This is a genomic window from Collimonas sp. NPDC087041 (assembly GCF_044745265.1).
In the GTDB taxonomy this organism is placed as follows: Bacteria; Pseudomonadota; Gammaproteobacteria; order Burkholderiales; family Burkholderiaceae_D; genus Collimonas.
The window spans coordinates 239,688-254,943 of record NZ_JBIUZX010000004.1; the positions used below are offsets into that span (position 1 = coordinate 239,688).

Annotated in this window: 17 protein-coding genes and 3 tRNA genes; 14 read left to right on the forward strand and 6 right to left on the reverse strand. The window is 58.6% G+C overall.

The genetic code is table 11. From position 1 onward, the window contains the following. The first annotated feature begins 10 nt into the window (after positions 1-10). The gene (locus tag ACIPF8_RS09410; protein ID WP_400420012.1) at positions 11-640 is read left to right on the forward strand and encodes a response regulator; all 630 of its coding nucleotides are present in this window, start codon (positions 11-13) and stop codon (positions 638-640) included. Positions 641-676: 36 nt separating this feature from the next. Here the strand turns inward: ACIPF8_RS09410 and ACIPF8_RS09415 are convergent, their stop codons facing one another. After that, the gene (locus ACIPF8_RS09415; RefSeq protein WP_400420014.1) at positions 677-1,156 is read right to left on the reverse strand and encodes an SRPBCC family protein; all 480 of its coding nucleotides are present in this window, start codon (positions 1,154-1,156) and stop codon (positions 677-679) included. A 143-nt stretch (positions 1,157-1,299) separates the two neighbouring features. Between ACIPF8_RS09415 and ACIPF8_RS09420 the strand changes: the two genes are divergently transcribed. From ACIPF8_RS09420 to ACIPF8_RS09430, 3 genes are all read left to right on the forward strand, one after another. Further along, on the forward strand, positions 1,300-3,363 hold the full coding sequence (locus ACIPF8_RS09420; RefSeq protein WP_400420017.1) for a UvrD-helicase domain-containing protein: 2,064 nt from the start codon (positions 1,300-1,302) through the stop codon (positions 3,361-3,363). 106 nt (positions 3,364-3,469) lie between these two features. Further along, positions 3,470-3,760, forward strand: coding sequence for a DUF4404 family protein (locus tag ACIPF8_RS09425; protein WP_400420019.1), 291 nt, complete (start codon positions 3,470-3,472; stop codon positions 3,758-3,760). 163 nt (positions 3,761-3,923) lie between these two features. Further along, complete coding sequence (locus ACIPF8_RS09430; protein ID WP_061534999.1) at positions 3,924-4,829, forward strand: recombination-associated protein RdgC; 906 nt, start codon at positions 3,924-3,926, stop codon at positions 4,827-4,829. A gap of 149 nt (positions 4,830-4,978) precedes the next feature. Here the strand turns inward: ACIPF8_RS09430 and ACIPF8_RS09435 are convergent, their stop codons facing one another. Continuing rightward, positions 4,979-6,109, reverse strand: coding sequence for a GGDEF domain-containing protein (locus ACIPF8_RS09435; protein WP_400420022.1), 1,131 nt, complete (start codon positions 6,107-6,109; stop codon positions 4,979-4,981). A gap of 326 nt (positions 6,110-6,435) precedes the next feature. On the opposite strand from ACIPF8_RS09435, the gene ACIPF8_RS09440 reads away from it, so the two are divergent. Next, positions 6,436-6,960: a hypothetical protein gene (locus ACIPF8_RS09440; RefSeq protein ID WP_400420025.1), complete on the forward strand. Its 525-nt coding sequence runs from the start codon at positions 6,436-6,438 to the stop codon at positions 6,958-6,960. A gap of 241 nt (positions 6,961-7,201) precedes the next feature. Here ACIPF8_RS09440 and ACIPF8_RS09445 read toward each other — a convergent pair. Beyond that, positions 7,202-7,278, reverse strand: a tRNA-Asp gene (locus ACIPF8_RS09445). 34 nt (positions 7,279-7,312) lie between these two features. Continuing rightward, positions 7,313-7,388: transfer RNA gene (locus tag ACIPF8_RS09450), tRNA-Val, on the reverse strand. Between the two features lie 365 nt (positions 7,389-7,753). Between ACIPF8_RS09450 and ACIPF8_RS09455 the strand changes: the two genes are divergently transcribed. The 7 genes from ACIPF8_RS09455 (at position 7,754) to ACIPF8_RS09485 (ending at position 11,554) form a co-directional block, all read left to right on the forward strand. Then, entirely contained in the window at positions 7,754-8,224 is a 471-nt protein-coding gene (locus ACIPF8_RS09455) for an energy transducer TonB (RefSeq protein WP_400420028.1), read from the forward strand. A 179-nt stretch (positions 8,225-8,403) separates the two neighbouring features. After that, complete coding sequence (gene rnk / locus ACIPF8_RS09460; protein WP_400420031.1) at positions 8,404-8,814, forward strand: nucleoside diphosphate kinase regulator; 411 nt, start codon at positions 8,404-8,406, stop codon at positions 8,812-8,814. 140 nt (positions 8,815-8,954) lie between these two features. Beyond that, entirely contained in the window at positions 8,955-9,464 is a 510-nt protein-coding gene (locus ACIPF8_RS09465) for a hypothetical protein (RefSeq protein WP_400420033.1), read from the forward strand. A 229-nt stretch (positions 9,465-9,693) separates the two neighbouring features. Further along, a complete protein-coding gene (locus ACIPF8_RS09470) occupies positions 9,694-9,996 on the forward strand; it encodes a YqjD family protein (RefSeq protein ID WP_400420036.1) in 303 nt (100 codons plus the stop codon). Positions 9,997-10,020: 24 nt separating this feature from the next. After that, positions 10,021-10,407 carry a phage holin family protein gene (locus ACIPF8_RS09475; RefSeq protein ID WP_400420039.1) on the forward strand — a complete coding sequence of 129 codons (387 nt, stop codon included), beginning with the start codon at positions 10,021-10,023 and terminating at the stop codon, positions 10,405-10,407. A 14-nt stretch (positions 10,408-10,421) separates the two neighbouring features. Continuing rightward, positions 10,422-10,805 carry a hypothetical protein gene (locus ACIPF8_RS09480; protein ID WP_400420042.1) on the forward strand — a complete coding sequence of 128 codons (384 nt, stop codon included), beginning with the start codon at positions 10,422-10,424 and terminating at the stop codon, positions 10,803-10,805. Between the two features lie 65 nt (positions 10,806-10,870). Continuing rightward, entirely contained in the window at positions 10,871-11,554 is a 684-nt protein-coding gene (locus tag ACIPF8_RS09485) for an OmpA family protein (protein WP_400420045.1), read from the forward strand. An 84-nt stretch (positions 11,555-11,638) separates the two neighbouring features. Here the strand turns inward: ACIPF8_RS09485 and ACIPF8_RS09490 are convergent, their stop codons facing one another. Continuing rightward, on the reverse strand, positions 11,639-12,241 hold the full coding sequence (locus ACIPF8_RS09490; protein WP_400420048.1) for a c-type cytochrome: 603 nt from the start codon (positions 12,239-12,241) through the stop codon (positions 11,639-11,641). A 204-nt stretch (positions 12,242-12,445) separates the two neighbouring features. Between ACIPF8_RS09490 and ACIPF8_RS09495 the strand changes: the two genes are divergently transcribed. Continuing rightward, positions 12,446-12,521: transfer RNA gene (locus ACIPF8_RS09495), tRNA-Arg, on the forward strand. Positions 12,522-12,674: 153 nt separating this feature from the next. Here the strand turns inward: ACIPF8_RS09495 and ACIPF8_RS09500 are convergent. Then, entirely contained in the window at positions 12,675-14,150 is a 1,476-nt protein-coding gene (locus ACIPF8_RS09500) for an AlkA N-terminal domain-containing protein (protein WP_400420049.1), read from the reverse strand. A 158-nt stretch (positions 14,151-14,308) separates the two neighbouring features. On the opposite strand from ACIPF8_RS09500, the gene ACIPF8_RS09505 reads away from it, so the two are divergent. Then, a complete protein-coding gene (locus ACIPF8_RS09505; protein ID WP_400420052.1) occupies positions 14,309-15,154 on the forward strand; it encodes an isocitrate lyase/phosphoenolpyruvate mutase family protein in 846 nt (281 codons plus the stop codon). Positions 15,155-15,256: the final 102 nt, after the last annotated feature.

A 15,256-nucleotide genomic window follows, 5' to 3' on the forward strand; every position in this document is an offset into this window, starting at 1 on the left:
AAAAGAATCAATGTCCGATCAACCATCCACCAAAATCATGCTGGTCGACGACCACCCGCTGGTGCGCGACGGCCTGCGCGCACGGCTGGAGGCGGTGCCGCATTTCGACATCGTGGCCGAGGCCGGCAGCGCCGAAGAAGCCTTGCAGCGCGCCGGGCAGCAGCCGATCGACCTGATCCTGATGGATATCAACCTGCGCGGCAGCATCAACGGCATCGACCTGACCGCCCGTTTTCATGTGGACTTCCCGGAAATCGCCGTGCTGATCCTGAGCATGCACGACAAGACCGAGTACCTGATGCAGTCGGTGCAGGCCGGCGCGCGCGGCTATGTACTCAAGGACGCACCTGGCAAGGACATCGTGCACGCGATCGAAACGGTGATTTCAGGGGGGATCTATTACAGCGCCGCGCTGGCGCAAAAACTGGCGCGGCCAATGACGCCGGGCCAGTTGCTGACTGCGCGCGAAAGGCAGGTGCTGCAGCACATCGCGAACGGCGAATCGAACAAGCAGATTGCTCGCGAACTGGACCTGAGCGTGCGCACCGTCGAAGCGCACCGGCTCAACATCAAGCGCAAGCTGGATATCGACGGCCAGGCGGAATTGATCAAGTTTGCGGTGGAAAACAATTTCCGATAAAAGCCGATCCGGCCACGCCGCTCCTGCAACCGGGTTTTATCCCAACCGGCCTTCGGCCGCCAGTTCACGAATCACACGCACCGTGTCGATATCGGCTTCCTGATAGGCGGAACGCCGGAATTCGTCGTAAAACTCCTGTTCGGCCTGGGCCGCCGGCTGCAACTCAACGGCGTCGTCTTCATACTCGAAACGCACAAACAGCATTCCCGACTCCGGTTCTTCGATCGTCATGATCAGGTTGGAACCGCCGATATCCTGCTGTTTCGGCACCTGGTAGCGCACCTGCAACTGCGGCAGGTAGCTGACGATGTCGCGCACGATGACTTTGCCATAGCGCAACTCTCGCGTGACCGACTGCATCGACTGTTCAGACAGCAGGCAGTCGTCGAGATGCTCGACAAACAACATTGGCTGTTCGGCGCGCATGACCAGCCCGCGCCACAATTGCTCGCGCGTCAGGGTGTCGATCAGCGGGTTGAGGGGATCGTTGATTTCGATCAGATGGCTGAATTTCATGGCATGTCCGGCAAATGGGTTGATGGCGAATTGTCCCATATTCGGCGGCCTAGCTGGGGCAAGACGGTAAGCAGGGTCGCAGCACTCCCACACTGTTAAAATACAGCGCTTTGCTCCTTCCGGCTTGTCGCTGTCTGTCACTTATGTCGTCTACCCCCAATTTCGGTCTGAATGCTCCCCAACGGGAAGCCGTCAAGTATCTTGACGGCCCCTGCCTGGTGCTGGCCGGCGCCGGTTCGGGCAAGACACGCGTGATCACGCAGAAAATCCAGCACCTGATCGAAGATTGCGGCTACGACGCCAAACATATCGCGGCGCTGACCTTTACCAACAAGGCCGCCACCGAAATGCAGGAGCGGATCGCCAAGCTGCTGAAGGACCCGAAACAGGCCAAACACATCACGGTCAGCACCTTCCACTCGCTGGGGGTCAAGATCCTGCGCCAGGAAGCGCGTGAACTGGGCCTGAAAGACCGTTTTTCGATCATGGACAGCGACGATTGCTTTTCAATCGTGCAAGACCTGGCGATCACCACCGACAAGCAACTGATCCGCCGCATCCAGACCGCCATGTCGTTATGGAAGAACGGCCTGATCGATCCCGAGCAGGCCATCAATCAGGCCGTTACCGAAGACGAAGCCCAGGCCGCGCGCATCTACCGCAGCTATGTGGCGACGCTGGCGGCCTACCAGGCGGTCGATTTCGATGATCTGATCCGGCTGCCGGTGGAACTGTTCCGCAGCAACGAAACGGTGCGCGACAAATGGCAGCGCCGCCTGCGCTATCTGCTGGTCGATGAATATCAGGACACCAACACTTGCCAGTACGAACTGGTCAAGCTGCTGGTGACCGGGCTCGGCAAGAAACCGATGTTTACCGCGGTGGGCGACGACGACCAGGCGATCTACGCCTGGCGCGGCGCCACCATCGAAAACCTGAAAACCCTGCAGGTCGATTTCCCCGACCTGAAAGTCATCAAGCTGGAACAGAATTACCGTTCCTCCACCCGCATCCTGCAAGCCGCCAACGCGGTGATCGGCAACAACCCCAAGCTGTTCGACAAAAAGCTGTGGTCGGAACACGGCCTGGGTGATCCGATCAAGGTGATGGGCATGGAAGATGACGAGAAAGAGGCGGAGCAGGTGGCGATCATGCTGTCGGCACACCGCTTCGAGCGGCGCGCCAAGTTCTCCGATTACGCCATCCTGTACCGCGGCAACCACCAATCGCGAATTTTTGAAAAAGCGCTGCGGCGCGAACGCATCCCGTACACGATGTCGGGCGGTCAAAGTTTCTTCGACCGCGCCGAAATCAAGGACATCATCAGTTACCTGCGCCTGATCGCCAACGAAGACGACGATCCAGCCTTCATCCGCGCCATCACCACGCCCAAGCGCGGCGTCGGCCAGGCCACGCTGGAAGTGCTGGGCACAGTCGCCGGCCAATGGCAGTGCTCGCTGTTTGAAGCCGTTTTCAAGGGCGGCATTGAAGCCAAGCTGACCGACCGCCAGCTGTATCCGCTGCGCGAATTCTGCCATTTCATCAACCAGCTGGAAGCGCGCGCCAGCCGCGTCGGCCCGGCCGGCAGCGGCGAAAACGCGGCGGCGGTGCTGGACGACATGATGAAGGAAATCAATTACGAGCATTACCTGTACGACAGCTTCGACGACCGTGCCGCCCAAGGCAAATGGCAAAACGTGCTGGACTTCACCAACTGGTTGAAGGAAAAGGGCAACGGCGGCAAGGAAGGCGACGGCGACGAGCGCAATCTGCTGGAACTGACCCAGATGGTGGCGCTGATGTCGATGCTGGAAGGGCGCGACGAAGAACCGGATGCGGTGCGCATGTCGACCCTGCACGCCTCCAAAGGGCTGGAATACCCACACGTTTTCCTGATCGGCGTCGAAGAGGGCATCTTGCCGCACAAGGGCGATCCGGACGCGCCGCCCGAGACCATCGCCGCCCGCATCGAGGAAGAACGGCGCCTGATGTACGTCGGCATCACACGCGCCCAGCGCAGCCTGCATGTCAGCTGGTGCAAGAAGCGCAAGCGCGCCGGCGAATCGATCCATTGCGAGATATCGCGCTTCGTCAAGGAAATGCGGCTCGACGAGGGCGACGCAGTGCCAACCGAAGCCGAACAGATCACGCCGCAGAACCGCCTGGCCAGTTTGAAGGCATTGTTGCAGAAGCCGCGAGCGGCGTGAGATGATAGGCAAGTCAGGACGTACCGCGAATCTTGCGGTCGGCCCAAAATGCATGCCGGTTCCAGCCTGTCCGGAACCGCAACACTTACTTCAGGAGTAGCACACCATGACCATCGACAATATCAAGGCATCACTGCAAAAGCTCCACACCACGCTGGAAAGCAACGGTACAGTCGATAATGAACTGAAGGAACTGCTGCAAAAGCTGGATATCGACATCCAGGACCTGCTCAAAAAAGATGCAGCAGACGCCGCCGCCAAGACGCCCGAACCCGATCTGCGCTCGGAACTGGTGGAACGCGCCCAAGGCATTTCGGCGCGGCTGGCAGTGAAACATCCACATCTGGAGCCGGTATTGCGCGAAATCGCCGATACACTGACCAATATGGGTATCTGATCATCCCGTCAATTTAACTTTGCAGGCTGGATTAGCCCAGCGCGACCTGGCCTGCAACTGCTGCTTCAAACTTCCCGTTTAACCGATTTGGGCACAGCATAATCGCCGCACGATGTGTGGCCATGAAGCCGTGCCTGCGATTGCTTTATTTTATTGGAACGCCATGTGGTTTAAAAATCTCCAAATTTTCCGAATTCCCGCTCCGTGGGCCATCTCAGCAGAACAATTGGAAGCCTTCCTGGCGCCGCAGGCTTTCGCCAAGTGCAGCAGCCTGGAATTGCAAAGCCAGGGCTGGCTGTCGCCGCGCGAGAACGGCATGCTGGTGCATACCGTCAATCGCCAGATGATGATCCTGCTCGGCACCGAAAAGAAACTGCTGCCGGCCACCGTCGTCAACCAGGTCACCAAGGCGCGCGCCGCTGAGATTGAAGAACAGCAAGGCTTTGCGCCAGGTCGCAAGCAACTCAAGGACCTCAAGGAACAAATCACCGACGAGCTGCTGCCGCGCGCGTTCAGCATCCAGCGCAATACCTGGGTCTGGATCGATCCGGTCAACGGTTGGCTGGTGATCGACGCCGCCAGCCCGACCAAAGCCGAGGAAATCCTCAAGCTGCTGCTCGCTTCGGTAGATAAATTGCAGATTTCCGGCCTGCGCACGGCGCATTCGCCGCTGACCTCGATGACCAACTGGCTGGCATCGGACGAAGCGCCACACGGCTTCACGGTCGACCAGGACACCGAACTGCGCGCCACCGGCGAAGGCAAGGCCACCGTCCGCTACGTGCGCCACACCATCGAAGCCGACGACGTCCGTCGCCACATCGCCGCCGGCAAGCAATGCACACGCCTGGCCATGACCTGGGCCGACCACATTTCCTTCGTCCTGACCGAATCGCTGGCCATCAAACGCATCGCGCCGCTAGACGTCCTGAAAGAAGGCAACGACACCAGCAGCAAGAACGACGACGAACGTTTCGATTCCGACATGATGCTGATGACCGGCGAACTAAGCAAGATGCTCAACGACCTGGTATTTGCATTAGGCGGCGAAGCCCAAGCCCTAAGCTAAGTTAGTAACGAGCTTTTAACAGCCGGCAAGGGGCTCTGCAGAAGCGTAGCGAGCCCGTCAATGTCAGCGCGAGGAGCGCAGCCGTACGAAAGTACGGTGAGCATCACAGCGTTGAGATTGCCGGGCGCAGTAGCTTATGCAGAGTCCAACTAGAACGCGCGGATGGTGGTGCCGTCGCTTGAGGTATCGAAACTATCAGGGCTGATCATGACGCGGTTGCGTCCAGCCGATTTGGCCGCGTACAGAGCCATGTCGGCGCGCTGGAATGCTGCGTCGATGGTTTCCCCAGGGCGGAAATCGGTAATCCCGATCGAAGCGGTCAGCACGATGCCTTGGCCGAACTTGCTCCAATCGTAGGCTTCCGTCTCGGCGCAGATGCGGTCTAGCGCAGTCACACCTTCACCGACCGTGGTGCCGGTCAGCACCAGTACGAATTCATCGCCGCCATAACGGGCAAAGTGGTCGCTCAGGCGCATCTCATTGCGCACGATCTCGACGAAGGTCTTGAGCACCATATCGCCGGCCGCATGGCCGAAATTATCATTGACCGACTTGAAGCCGTCCAGATCGAGGATGGCGATGCAGAACGGCGTACCGCCGCGCTGGAAGCGCTTCTGTTCGACCGCCAGGATTTCCATCAGTGAACGGCGGTTCTCGATATTGGTCAGTTCATCGCGCGTAGCCAGTTCCTGCACCCGCTTCATGGCCTGCACCAGCTGCTGGTTCTTTTCGGTCATCTTGCGTTGCATGCGGCTCAGCATGTTGGCCAGGTAGATGCAACGCCCCAGGGTCAGGATGAAGGACAGGCAGACCAGCAGTTGGCTGAAATTGGTGGCGACCGGGAAGCTCAGGTGTGAGCCCGTCACGCTGAAGGCCAGCACCAACGCCAGTGAACCGATCAGCCAGCTGACCACGTACCAGAAGGTGCTCAACCCCAGCACTCCGAAGCCGTAGATGATGAAAAAATTGATCAGGAACAGATAGCCGACATGCGGCGCCATGATCATGAAAGCGGTCTGCATCAGCAGCGCCGTCACCATCTGCGGAAACATCATGCTGGGATATTTGTAGCGGCGATTGACGCCGCTGCGGATCAGCAAATAGAAGATGCCATTGATGATCACCACCACCATGCCATACAGCAGCGCAATCTCCGGCTCGATCACGCCGGCGCGGGAAAATCCCCATAGCAGCAATGTATCCAGCAAGCCGCTCAAGGCGACGCGGGCAACCATGCCAAGCGCCATCGCGTTGAATTCTTTTGAACGTTGCTGTGTCATTTCCCCGATTTCCCGTAGGTTGCCATTTGTTTTTTTAGTTTGATTGGCAACAAGCAGCCACGCGTAACGGACAGCAATTCATTTTTTCAGCGAAATGGATGCGGGACATATTTCCATGCGAAAACATTAGCGCTCTATATTCTGGCATTCGCATGGATGCGGGATTGTTAAGTTATCTATCAAAATTATTGCGCTACAGATATTCTATAGCTTACTGACTATTTAAGTTACAACTTCCATCGATAGTAAACCCGCAGACGGGTGTCCGCATGGCGAAATGAAAACTTTTTTAGAGGCTGTTTTCCCGTTTAAAGGATTAAGGAAGCATGAGAGTCATTATTTTATTGTTAGTTGCCATCGGGATAGGCAGCTGGTACTGGAATCGTCAAAATACCATCGACGAAGAAAGCGTCAACCGCTTTTACGATACCGCCACCGAACACGTCCTGAACGGTCGCAGCAAGGCGCTGTGCGCGATGATGACCAAGGATTTTACCCGTACCGGGGTCAACTCCACCAGCCAGGGACGCATCCAGGAGAACGCCGACAAGGAAGAGTCTTGCGATAAATTCGACAAGATGTTCACCTCGCTGGCCCAGGCCGGACGGCAGACCGGCGGCCAGATGTCGACCAATTACCAGGTCTCGATCGACCATATCGAGATTGCCCCCGACCACAAGAGCGCCGAGGTGAAGGTGTCGACCCAGATCAGCATGGCAATCGGCCCGATCGGCCGGATCGCCGAAACCAGGGACAAGAGCACCGAAACGCTGGTGATCCGCAATGGCAAGCTGCTGTTGCAAAAATCGGAAGGAAGTTCGATCACGCGCACTATCGGCGATCGCTTTTGAGATGAATTGGACTTACAAATAAAAACGCCCGCTTGCGCGGGCGTTTTGTATTCTTGGCGGAGTGGACGGGACTCGCCTACATGCTGCAGGCCGCTGCTGCGCTTGCAAGCGCAGCCCTTCGAGTCCCGCCGGAAGCCGCGCAGGCGGCTTCCTCCACTCCGCAGAGCGATATTCCCGCACACGGGAATATGAAACTGGACGTATAAATAAAAACGCCCGCTTGCGCGGGCATTTGTATTCTTGGCGGAGTGGACGGGACTCGAACCCGCGACCCCCGGCGTGACAGGCCGGTATTCTAACCAACTGAACTACCACTCCTAAACTGCACTTCATTTACGATCGTTTGGCTACTTGGTGGGTGCTGAGAGGCTCGAACTCCCGACCTACGCCTTGTAAGGGCGCCGCTCTACCAACTGAGCTAAGCACCCAAAATGCACACTTAGTCAGCCAAACTTTCTTAGCGTATGTCACTACGCCTGAAGGGGGCAGATTGTACAACGGTTTTTTTAAATAAGCTAGCGCTTCGTCAAATTTTGTTTCGAAAAGTTTTTCGAAGCAGTGTATTTCGATGCGCCGGCCTGTTGATCCGCTCTTGCAACAAGCGCTCATCAACCCGGCAGAATTATATACAAAACCGCCGGTAAAAGACGATTAAAAGAGGATTAATTGCATATTTCCATTCGGAAATCGAAATTCTTATGATTACCGATAATTGATTTTTGCAACGGCGCTTGTCACACTGGGTAGAGGCCGCCACGATACCGGTAATGCCACGCCACGTTCGGAGACTGCAATGAATGCCAAGACCAGGATGGGACTGTATTGCGCGACAGCGGTGCTGATGAGTGGCTGCTCCGGCCTGCTGCCCGGAACCCGGCCGCCGATCGCCACCACCACGCCGGACGCCACCTCGACCGCCTCCACGCTGGACGATTACAAACGTGCGCTGGCGCAGCGCATCGTAGCGGTCAACTCGACCGCGGTTTATGTCGGACGGCCGCAAGCGCTGCTGCGGGCGGTGATCGTGGTCAAATATTATGTCGACGCCGACGGCCAATTGCTGCGCACCGAAATCATCCGCACCAACAAGGACCGCCGGGCGGAAACCAGCGCACTGACCGCCTTGCGTCGCGCAGCGCCCTTCCCCAAACCCGAAAGCAAATTCCTGCGGCGCGGCGAAGTCGAAATCGCCGAAAGCTGGCTGTTCAATGACGACGGCCGTTTCCAGTTACGTTCGATCGCCGAACAGCAGATGGACGAATAGGACAGCGCTGCTGTTGCCGGGCGTCACGACCTGCCTGACTTGCTTCCGCCGCGCTTCTCGCCTACCATCGGTCTACCAGCCGCAACGCCAGGAATGCCACCGTGTGACAACCCGTCACGCAGCGTTCGCACTTGCCACTTGCATTACTCCCACCTTTTTTCTGATGAGATCACAAAACAATGGATATCAAGCCGCCAATCACCATCTCCAGCTTTGACCTAGAACGGATTGAACAATTGCTGGAATCGGCCGCCTATCGCAACCTGCCGGGCCTTGACGCCTTGCAAGAGGAATTGCGCCGCGCTACGGTGGTCGATCCGGAACAAATTCCGCCAGGCGTGATTACGATGAATTCCGCGGTACGCTTCGTCGACGACACGACCCACACCGAATACGGCCTGACGCTGGCTTACCCGAGCCCGTCAAACCCGCCGGATGCCGTGTCGATCCTGGCGCCGGTCGGCAGCGCCTTGCTGGGCCTGTCGGTAGGTCAGTCGATTTCCTGGCAAGGGCCGGGCGGCCGTCCTTTGCAACTGCGGATACTGGAAGTCACCTACCAGCCGGAAGCCAACGGCGAATTCCACCTTTAACAGGAGGCAGGCGACAACTCGCCCCAGCGGGCGGAATCGTTGTCGCCGCTTCCCCTATTCCATCAGCCAGGTATCAGCGCGATTTGCCGGCCAGCGGCCGGATACCGACGCCGATACGCACTACATCCAGACAGGTCACCATGTTAAGCGCAGATTATCAACGCCCTTCCAAGCTTTACCGATATTCGGAACGGCAATGGCTGGAGCGCTCCCTTACACTCGGAGAATTCCGTTTGCGTCCGCCGGCAGAAAGCCTGCAGATCAGCAATCTGCATCATTCGCGCAGCACCGGCGTGCGGCCGATGCCGCAGTTGCTGACCCTGAGCATGAGCAGCAGCGACGATGCGGCCCTGTTTTCCGCATTTGCGCCAGCGGATTGCTGCCTGGTGATTCACGACACCGAGCAATTCGGCGAACTGATCCATCGCGCCGCGCAGCGGATCCTGCCGAACTGGGCCGGCATCGACGCTGCCGTGAGCTATGGCCAGAAAAGTCCGCTGGGAACGGCATTCACCAAGGGCAAACCCGAGGCTTCCCAGCACGAATGGCTGTTCGCCTGGCGCCCGGCGCAACCCACGATTGCGCTGCGGCCAATCGTTCTGCAGATAGGTAACATTGAAAAGATTGCCGAACTACGTGACAAGAAGTAGTACATTATTGCAATATTATTGCTCGCTCCCACAGACGGGGACAAAGCGCCGCCTCCCCTCCCTCTGCGTGATCGGGCAACCTGTCGCCGACCACTGGCCTTTTATTGGCAGACAAACATGAGAGCCTGTATCATCGCCGACATGACCTCGCCGACATCGGCAACCGCTTTCGTGCAAACCACGGAAACGACCTACGCTATTTGAACATGACGAATCAAGGAGTCCCACGATGTATCGATCCACTCTGAAAACCACCCGCAGCGACGTCCGTAGCCTGGTGAAGGACGCCCAGGAGTTATTCCTCGAAGCGGCTGCGACAACTGGCGAGAAAGCCGAAGACCTGCGTGAAAAAGGTTTGGAACTACTGGACGCAGCAGTGTCCAAGGCACAGGACGTGCAAGCTGCAGCAATCGAAACCAGCAAGGAAATTGCAGCAACCACCGATGAATACGTGCAGGAAAACCCATGGCGCGCAATTGCCATTTCGGCCGGCATCGGCTTGCTGGTCGGCCTGGTCATCTCCCGTAAATAATCGCAACATAACCTTCAGGCGCGCATGAATTCACAACAACCCAAGCAAGGCAGTCCGGGTCTGGTGTCCGGCCTGGTTGGCACCGCCAAGAACATGTTTGCGCTGGTGATCAGCCGCATTGAACTGGCCGCGCTGGAATTCTCCGAAATCGGCACTCACCTGCTCAGGCTGATGTTAGCCAGTGCGCTCAGCATTGTCGCGCTCTGGTTTGCACTGGCATTCTGGTGCGCCCTGATAGTGGTGTTGGCCTGGGATGCGCTGGGATGGAAAATCCTGCTGATCCTGGCGGCGCTGTTCACCATCGTGGCAATCGGCTGCGGCGTATATGTGCGCAGCGTGCTGCGCCAGGGTCGCCTCGGCCTGCCGGTCACCATGGCCGAACTGCGCAAAGATCGCGACGCCATACTTTGAGCGGAGAACCTCAGATGAATCGACACCCGCAAGCGGAAAGCCGCCTTTCGACCGCCGAACGCAAGCAGAAACTGCTGCAGGAAGGGGCCGAATTCCGCGCCGCCATGGTGAACTCGCGCGACGTCGTCCGCAACAGCCTGCACAGCCGTTCGCTGCTGGCCAACCTGTTTGGACGCGTCACCGGCGTAGCGTCTTCGGTCTTCGGCAAGCCAGGCAATCTCAATGCCGTCAACCTGCCGGCAATGCTGCCGCTGCTGCTCTCAGGCGCATCCTGGATTGCCAAGCGCGGCACGCGCAAACCTTTACTTGTCGGCAGCGCTGCCCTTGCGGCGATCGGCGCCGCCGTTTATCTCAGCAGTAGAAGTAGCAAGGCAACAAAAGATAGTGAACAGATGTAATCCCCAGCGAGGGATAAGGTATTTTTTCTGATGCTGTCTCATACCAAGATTTGAAAGGAAAGAACATGAACAAATTCAAGATTGGCGCCCTGATGTTGGCCGTCACCATGGCAACCGCAGGTTGCGCCAACATGTCGGAAACGCAACAGAGTACGGCGATGGGAGCCGGCGCAGGTGCTGTACTGGGCGGCCTGGTCGGCGGCATTGCAGGTCCGGGCGGCGCCAAGCGCACTGCTATCGGCGCAGGCATAGGCGCAGCAATCGGCGCGGTTGGCGGCAATATCTGGGGTCAACGCCAGCAAGAACAGAAAATGGCAATGGAACGGGCCACGGCTGGTACCAACGTCCAGGTCACCCAGACTGCCGACAACCGGCTGAAGGTTAACGTCCCGGCCGATACCGGCTTTGCTACCGGACGCGCCGACCTCAATCCGGCCCTGCGCCCGATCCTGGACCAGCTGGCAACTACGCTGGTACAGAGCCCGACCTCCCTGGTGGAAGTCTACGGCCATACGGATAGCACCGGTACGGATGCGATCAACGGCCCACTGTCGCGCCAGCGCGCACAGAATGTCGCCAGCTACCTGACCAGCCGCGGCGTTGCGCCGAACCGCATCACCATGGATGGCCTCGGCTCGACCCAGCCCCTGGTCGCCAATGATACGGCGGCCAACCGTGCGATCAACCGCCGCGTTGAATTGTTCGTCCGCGAACCAGCGCCTCAGCAAGGCCAGTCTCAGGCCTATTGATCTCTGTCTCGCAACCCGAAGTCTTGGGCAAAAAAAAGCCAGTCAATTTCTTGACTGGCTTTTTTTACGACCGGTTGCACTGCATTATTTTGCAGCAGGCTCCGAAGCCGCGCTGGCGGCAGCAGACGCAGCGGCGCTTGCTGAAGCATCAGCGGCAGCCGCCGGTGCAGCCGGAGCCGGCACTTCAGGTTCCTTGAATTTGCCGCCGGATTGATTGGCCATGTAGACCACCGCGCGCGCGACTTCGATATCGTCCAGGTCAGGATTGCCGCCCTTGGCAGGCATTGCCCGCAAGCCGTGCAGTGCATAACCGACTACCTTGTCATAGCCGTCAGCCAGACGTGGCCCCCAGGCAGCGGCATCGCCAACCTTAGGCGCACCAGCAACACCCGCGGCATGGCAGGCAGAGCAAGTCGACTTGAAAACCTCTTCGCCCGACAGCAATTGCTTCGGTGCGTTGACATCCTTGAAGGTGAAGCCGATATCGGCCACCGGTTTGATACGGGTATCGATCGCTTCCGCCGTCTGCCCCTCGGAGCCGGCGCCGACCTTCTTGCCGTTGGTGACGTACTGCACCAGCAAGACGATACAGATGATGGGGACCAGAAAGCCTGCCGCTATGGCAGCGATCAGTTGCTTTGGCGTCTTGATTGCGGATTGATGTTCTTCGTTATGTGCGTCGCTCATGATTTCCCCAGTGCAATTTTCAAAACCGAAAAGCCGGACCATCCGCACAAAAAACCGTTCAAACCGCCAGAACAGCGCACGATCCCTCGCCAAACCCTTGATTATAGTCGCAATAATTACCTTTTGGAACGGGAATCCTTTGCTTTGCATGGACGCGCGCGCAGAAAAACGGTATCCTTCATGCCTCTTCTCAGTTCCTCATACGCGGCTGTAGCTCAGTGGATAGAGTATTGGCCTCCGAAGCCAAGGGTCGCTGGTTCGATTCCAGCCAGCCGCACCAATACAATCAAGGCTCTTTGCTTGCTTGTCATCGTTTTTTCGACCCCCCTGCTAGTTGCAATAAATCCGGAAAATTGTATTTTCGATGCGCGCATAGCAATGCCTGATCAGCATCAAATTACCGTAATTTCTTAGAATAATTAATCCCTCGGCATCACACAATCGATGCCCAAAGATGCTGTGCCGCATACGCGCGCCAAGGCCGCCAGGCTTCGGCACGCTCGGTCAACTGCTTGGCATTGGGTCTGACACCTTCATGCTGCGCGATTGCCTGCATCAGGCCGACGTCCCCGGCTGGAAACGCATCGGTTTCGCGCAATTGGCGGATTGCGATGTACTGCGCAGTCCAATCTCCTATGCCCGGTAGTTCGCGCAACCTGAGGACTGCCTCCTCCAGACTGGCGCGGGTGTCGAACAACTGCGGATCTGCGACCAACGCCGCCGCTACGACGGACAAGGTTGCGGCACGGGTTCTTGGCATGCCCAGCGTTGCCAGATCGGCGGCGGCCACGCGTTCCGGCTGCGGAAAGACATGGGTCAGGCCGGGCCGGTCGGCGGCGAGTTGCGCCAACGGCTCGCCATATTGCTGCACCAGTTTCCCCGCCAGTTTGACTGCGGCAGTCACGGTTATCTGCTGACCGAGGACCGCACGCATCGCCAGCTCGAAACCATCCCAGGCGCCTGGCACCCGCAAGCCGGGACGGACAGCTGTCAGCCTGGACATCAGAGGATCTTCCGCCAACTGCCCGTTGATGACCTCGGGATCGGCCGCCAGGTCGAACACCCTGCGCAAACGGGCGATGATTGCCGAGAGCGACGCCAGCCGCGGAAAGCGGATCGTCACCTCAAGGGCATTGCCGGCGCCCGGCCGCACTGCCACTGTGCCATGTGCACCGTCGAGGCTGATGCTGCGGTAATAGCAGTCGTCGACGATACGCTCCAGGCCGGCAATCGCGCGCGCTTGCAAAAAGCCCAGCATGGCTGGCCAGTCGTAAGGCGGACGATAGCGCAGCAAGAGCGTTACCTCGCCTTGCGGGCCTGCCGATTGCTCCGGTTTCGTTGCGTGTCGCAAAGCACTTGGCGGGCGTTGATATAGTCCCTGGAACACTTCATTGAAGCGGCGCACGCTGCCGAAACCGGCTGCAAACGCAATCTCGGTGAATGGCATCCGCGTCTCATGAATCAGTTGCTTGGCCAACAGTACGCGGCGCGTCTGCGCCACGGTCACCGGCGCGGCGCCCACATGCTGCGCAAACAGGCGTCGCAGCTGTCGTTCACCGACGCCAAGACGTTCGGCCAGGGCCTCCATTCCGCTGTCATCCAGCGCGCCCATCTCGATTAGCGCCAACGCGCGCGACACGGTATTCGATACGCCGGTGTTCGAGACGCCACGCCATGCGCCGGAGTCTGGCGCGGCTTCCGGGCGGCAGCGCAAGCAAGGGCGGAAACCTGCTTCCTGCGCGGCGGCGGCAGTCGGAAGGAACATCACGTTTTCCGATTTTGCGGTGCGCGCCGGACAGATCGGGCGGCAATAAATGCCGGTGGTTTTGACTGCCACGAAAAAACGGCCGTCAAAGCGCACATCGCGGCTGGCCAGCGCCCGGTAGCAAGTATCGTGATCGAGTTCCATGCGGCATGATCGCGCCATTATTTTGCACTGTCTAGCGGTTTTCGGACATGGTCATGACGCCCCGGATGTCTTGATGGCGACGTCCGAAAAGCGCCGGCTCAGCGCATTGATGACGGCAATAATCTGCGTCATTGATATTGCTCATTACGGAGAAACACATGCAAACCCGTTTCGACCTCGCCCGGCAGTTTCGCAACATCAACCTGCAAGGCAATTTCCTGCTCGCCAACGCCTGGGATATCGCCAGCGCCCGCATTTTTGAGGAAGCGGGTTTCGCGGCTATCGGCACCACCAGCGGCGGGATAGCCTATTCGCACGGCTATCGCGATGCCGAGCTGATCGGCCGCGACGACATGCTGCGGCATATTGCGGCAATTGCCGGTGCAGTGAATGTTCCGGTGACTGCCGATATCGAAGCCGGCTACGGCGCATCCGCGCCGGCAGTGGCGGATACTATCCGGCGCGTGATTGAAGCTGGCGCGGTCGGTATCAACCTCGAAGATAACAGCCACGGCGCCACGCCTTCGTCCCTGTTCGACATCACAGAACAATCCGCCCGCATCGGCGCCGCCCGCGAAGCAGCGCGACAAGCCGACTTGCCGCTATGGATCAATGCCCGCATTGATACTTACCTGCTGGGCCTGGGCGATGATGCCGAAAGCCGATTTGCGATGACCGTGGCGCGCGCCAACGCTTACCTGGCGGCCGGCGCCGACATGGTGTTTGTTCCCGCATTGACCGACATCGCGCTCATCAAGCGACTGCGCACGCTCCTGCATGGCCCGCTCAACCTGATGGCCATGCCGGGCGCGCCTGCCGCTGCGGAACTGTTCGGCGCGGGAGCCAGCCGTGTCAGCTTGGGCGTATGTCCTATGTTGGCGGCAATGGGCACAGTCCGCGAAATCGCCGCCGAAGCACGCAACAGCGGCACTTGGCAGGCCATGCAGCGCAGTTTCTATGGTTTTGCCGAAGCAGAAGCGCTGTTTTCGACTCCTGCGGATTAATTGAAATTCGAGGGCAACGGACAGCCGACAACGCAACGCGCGTCGCCGAATACCGGGACGCCTGCATGGCTACTGATTGGGGATGCTGCGCGAACGGTTACG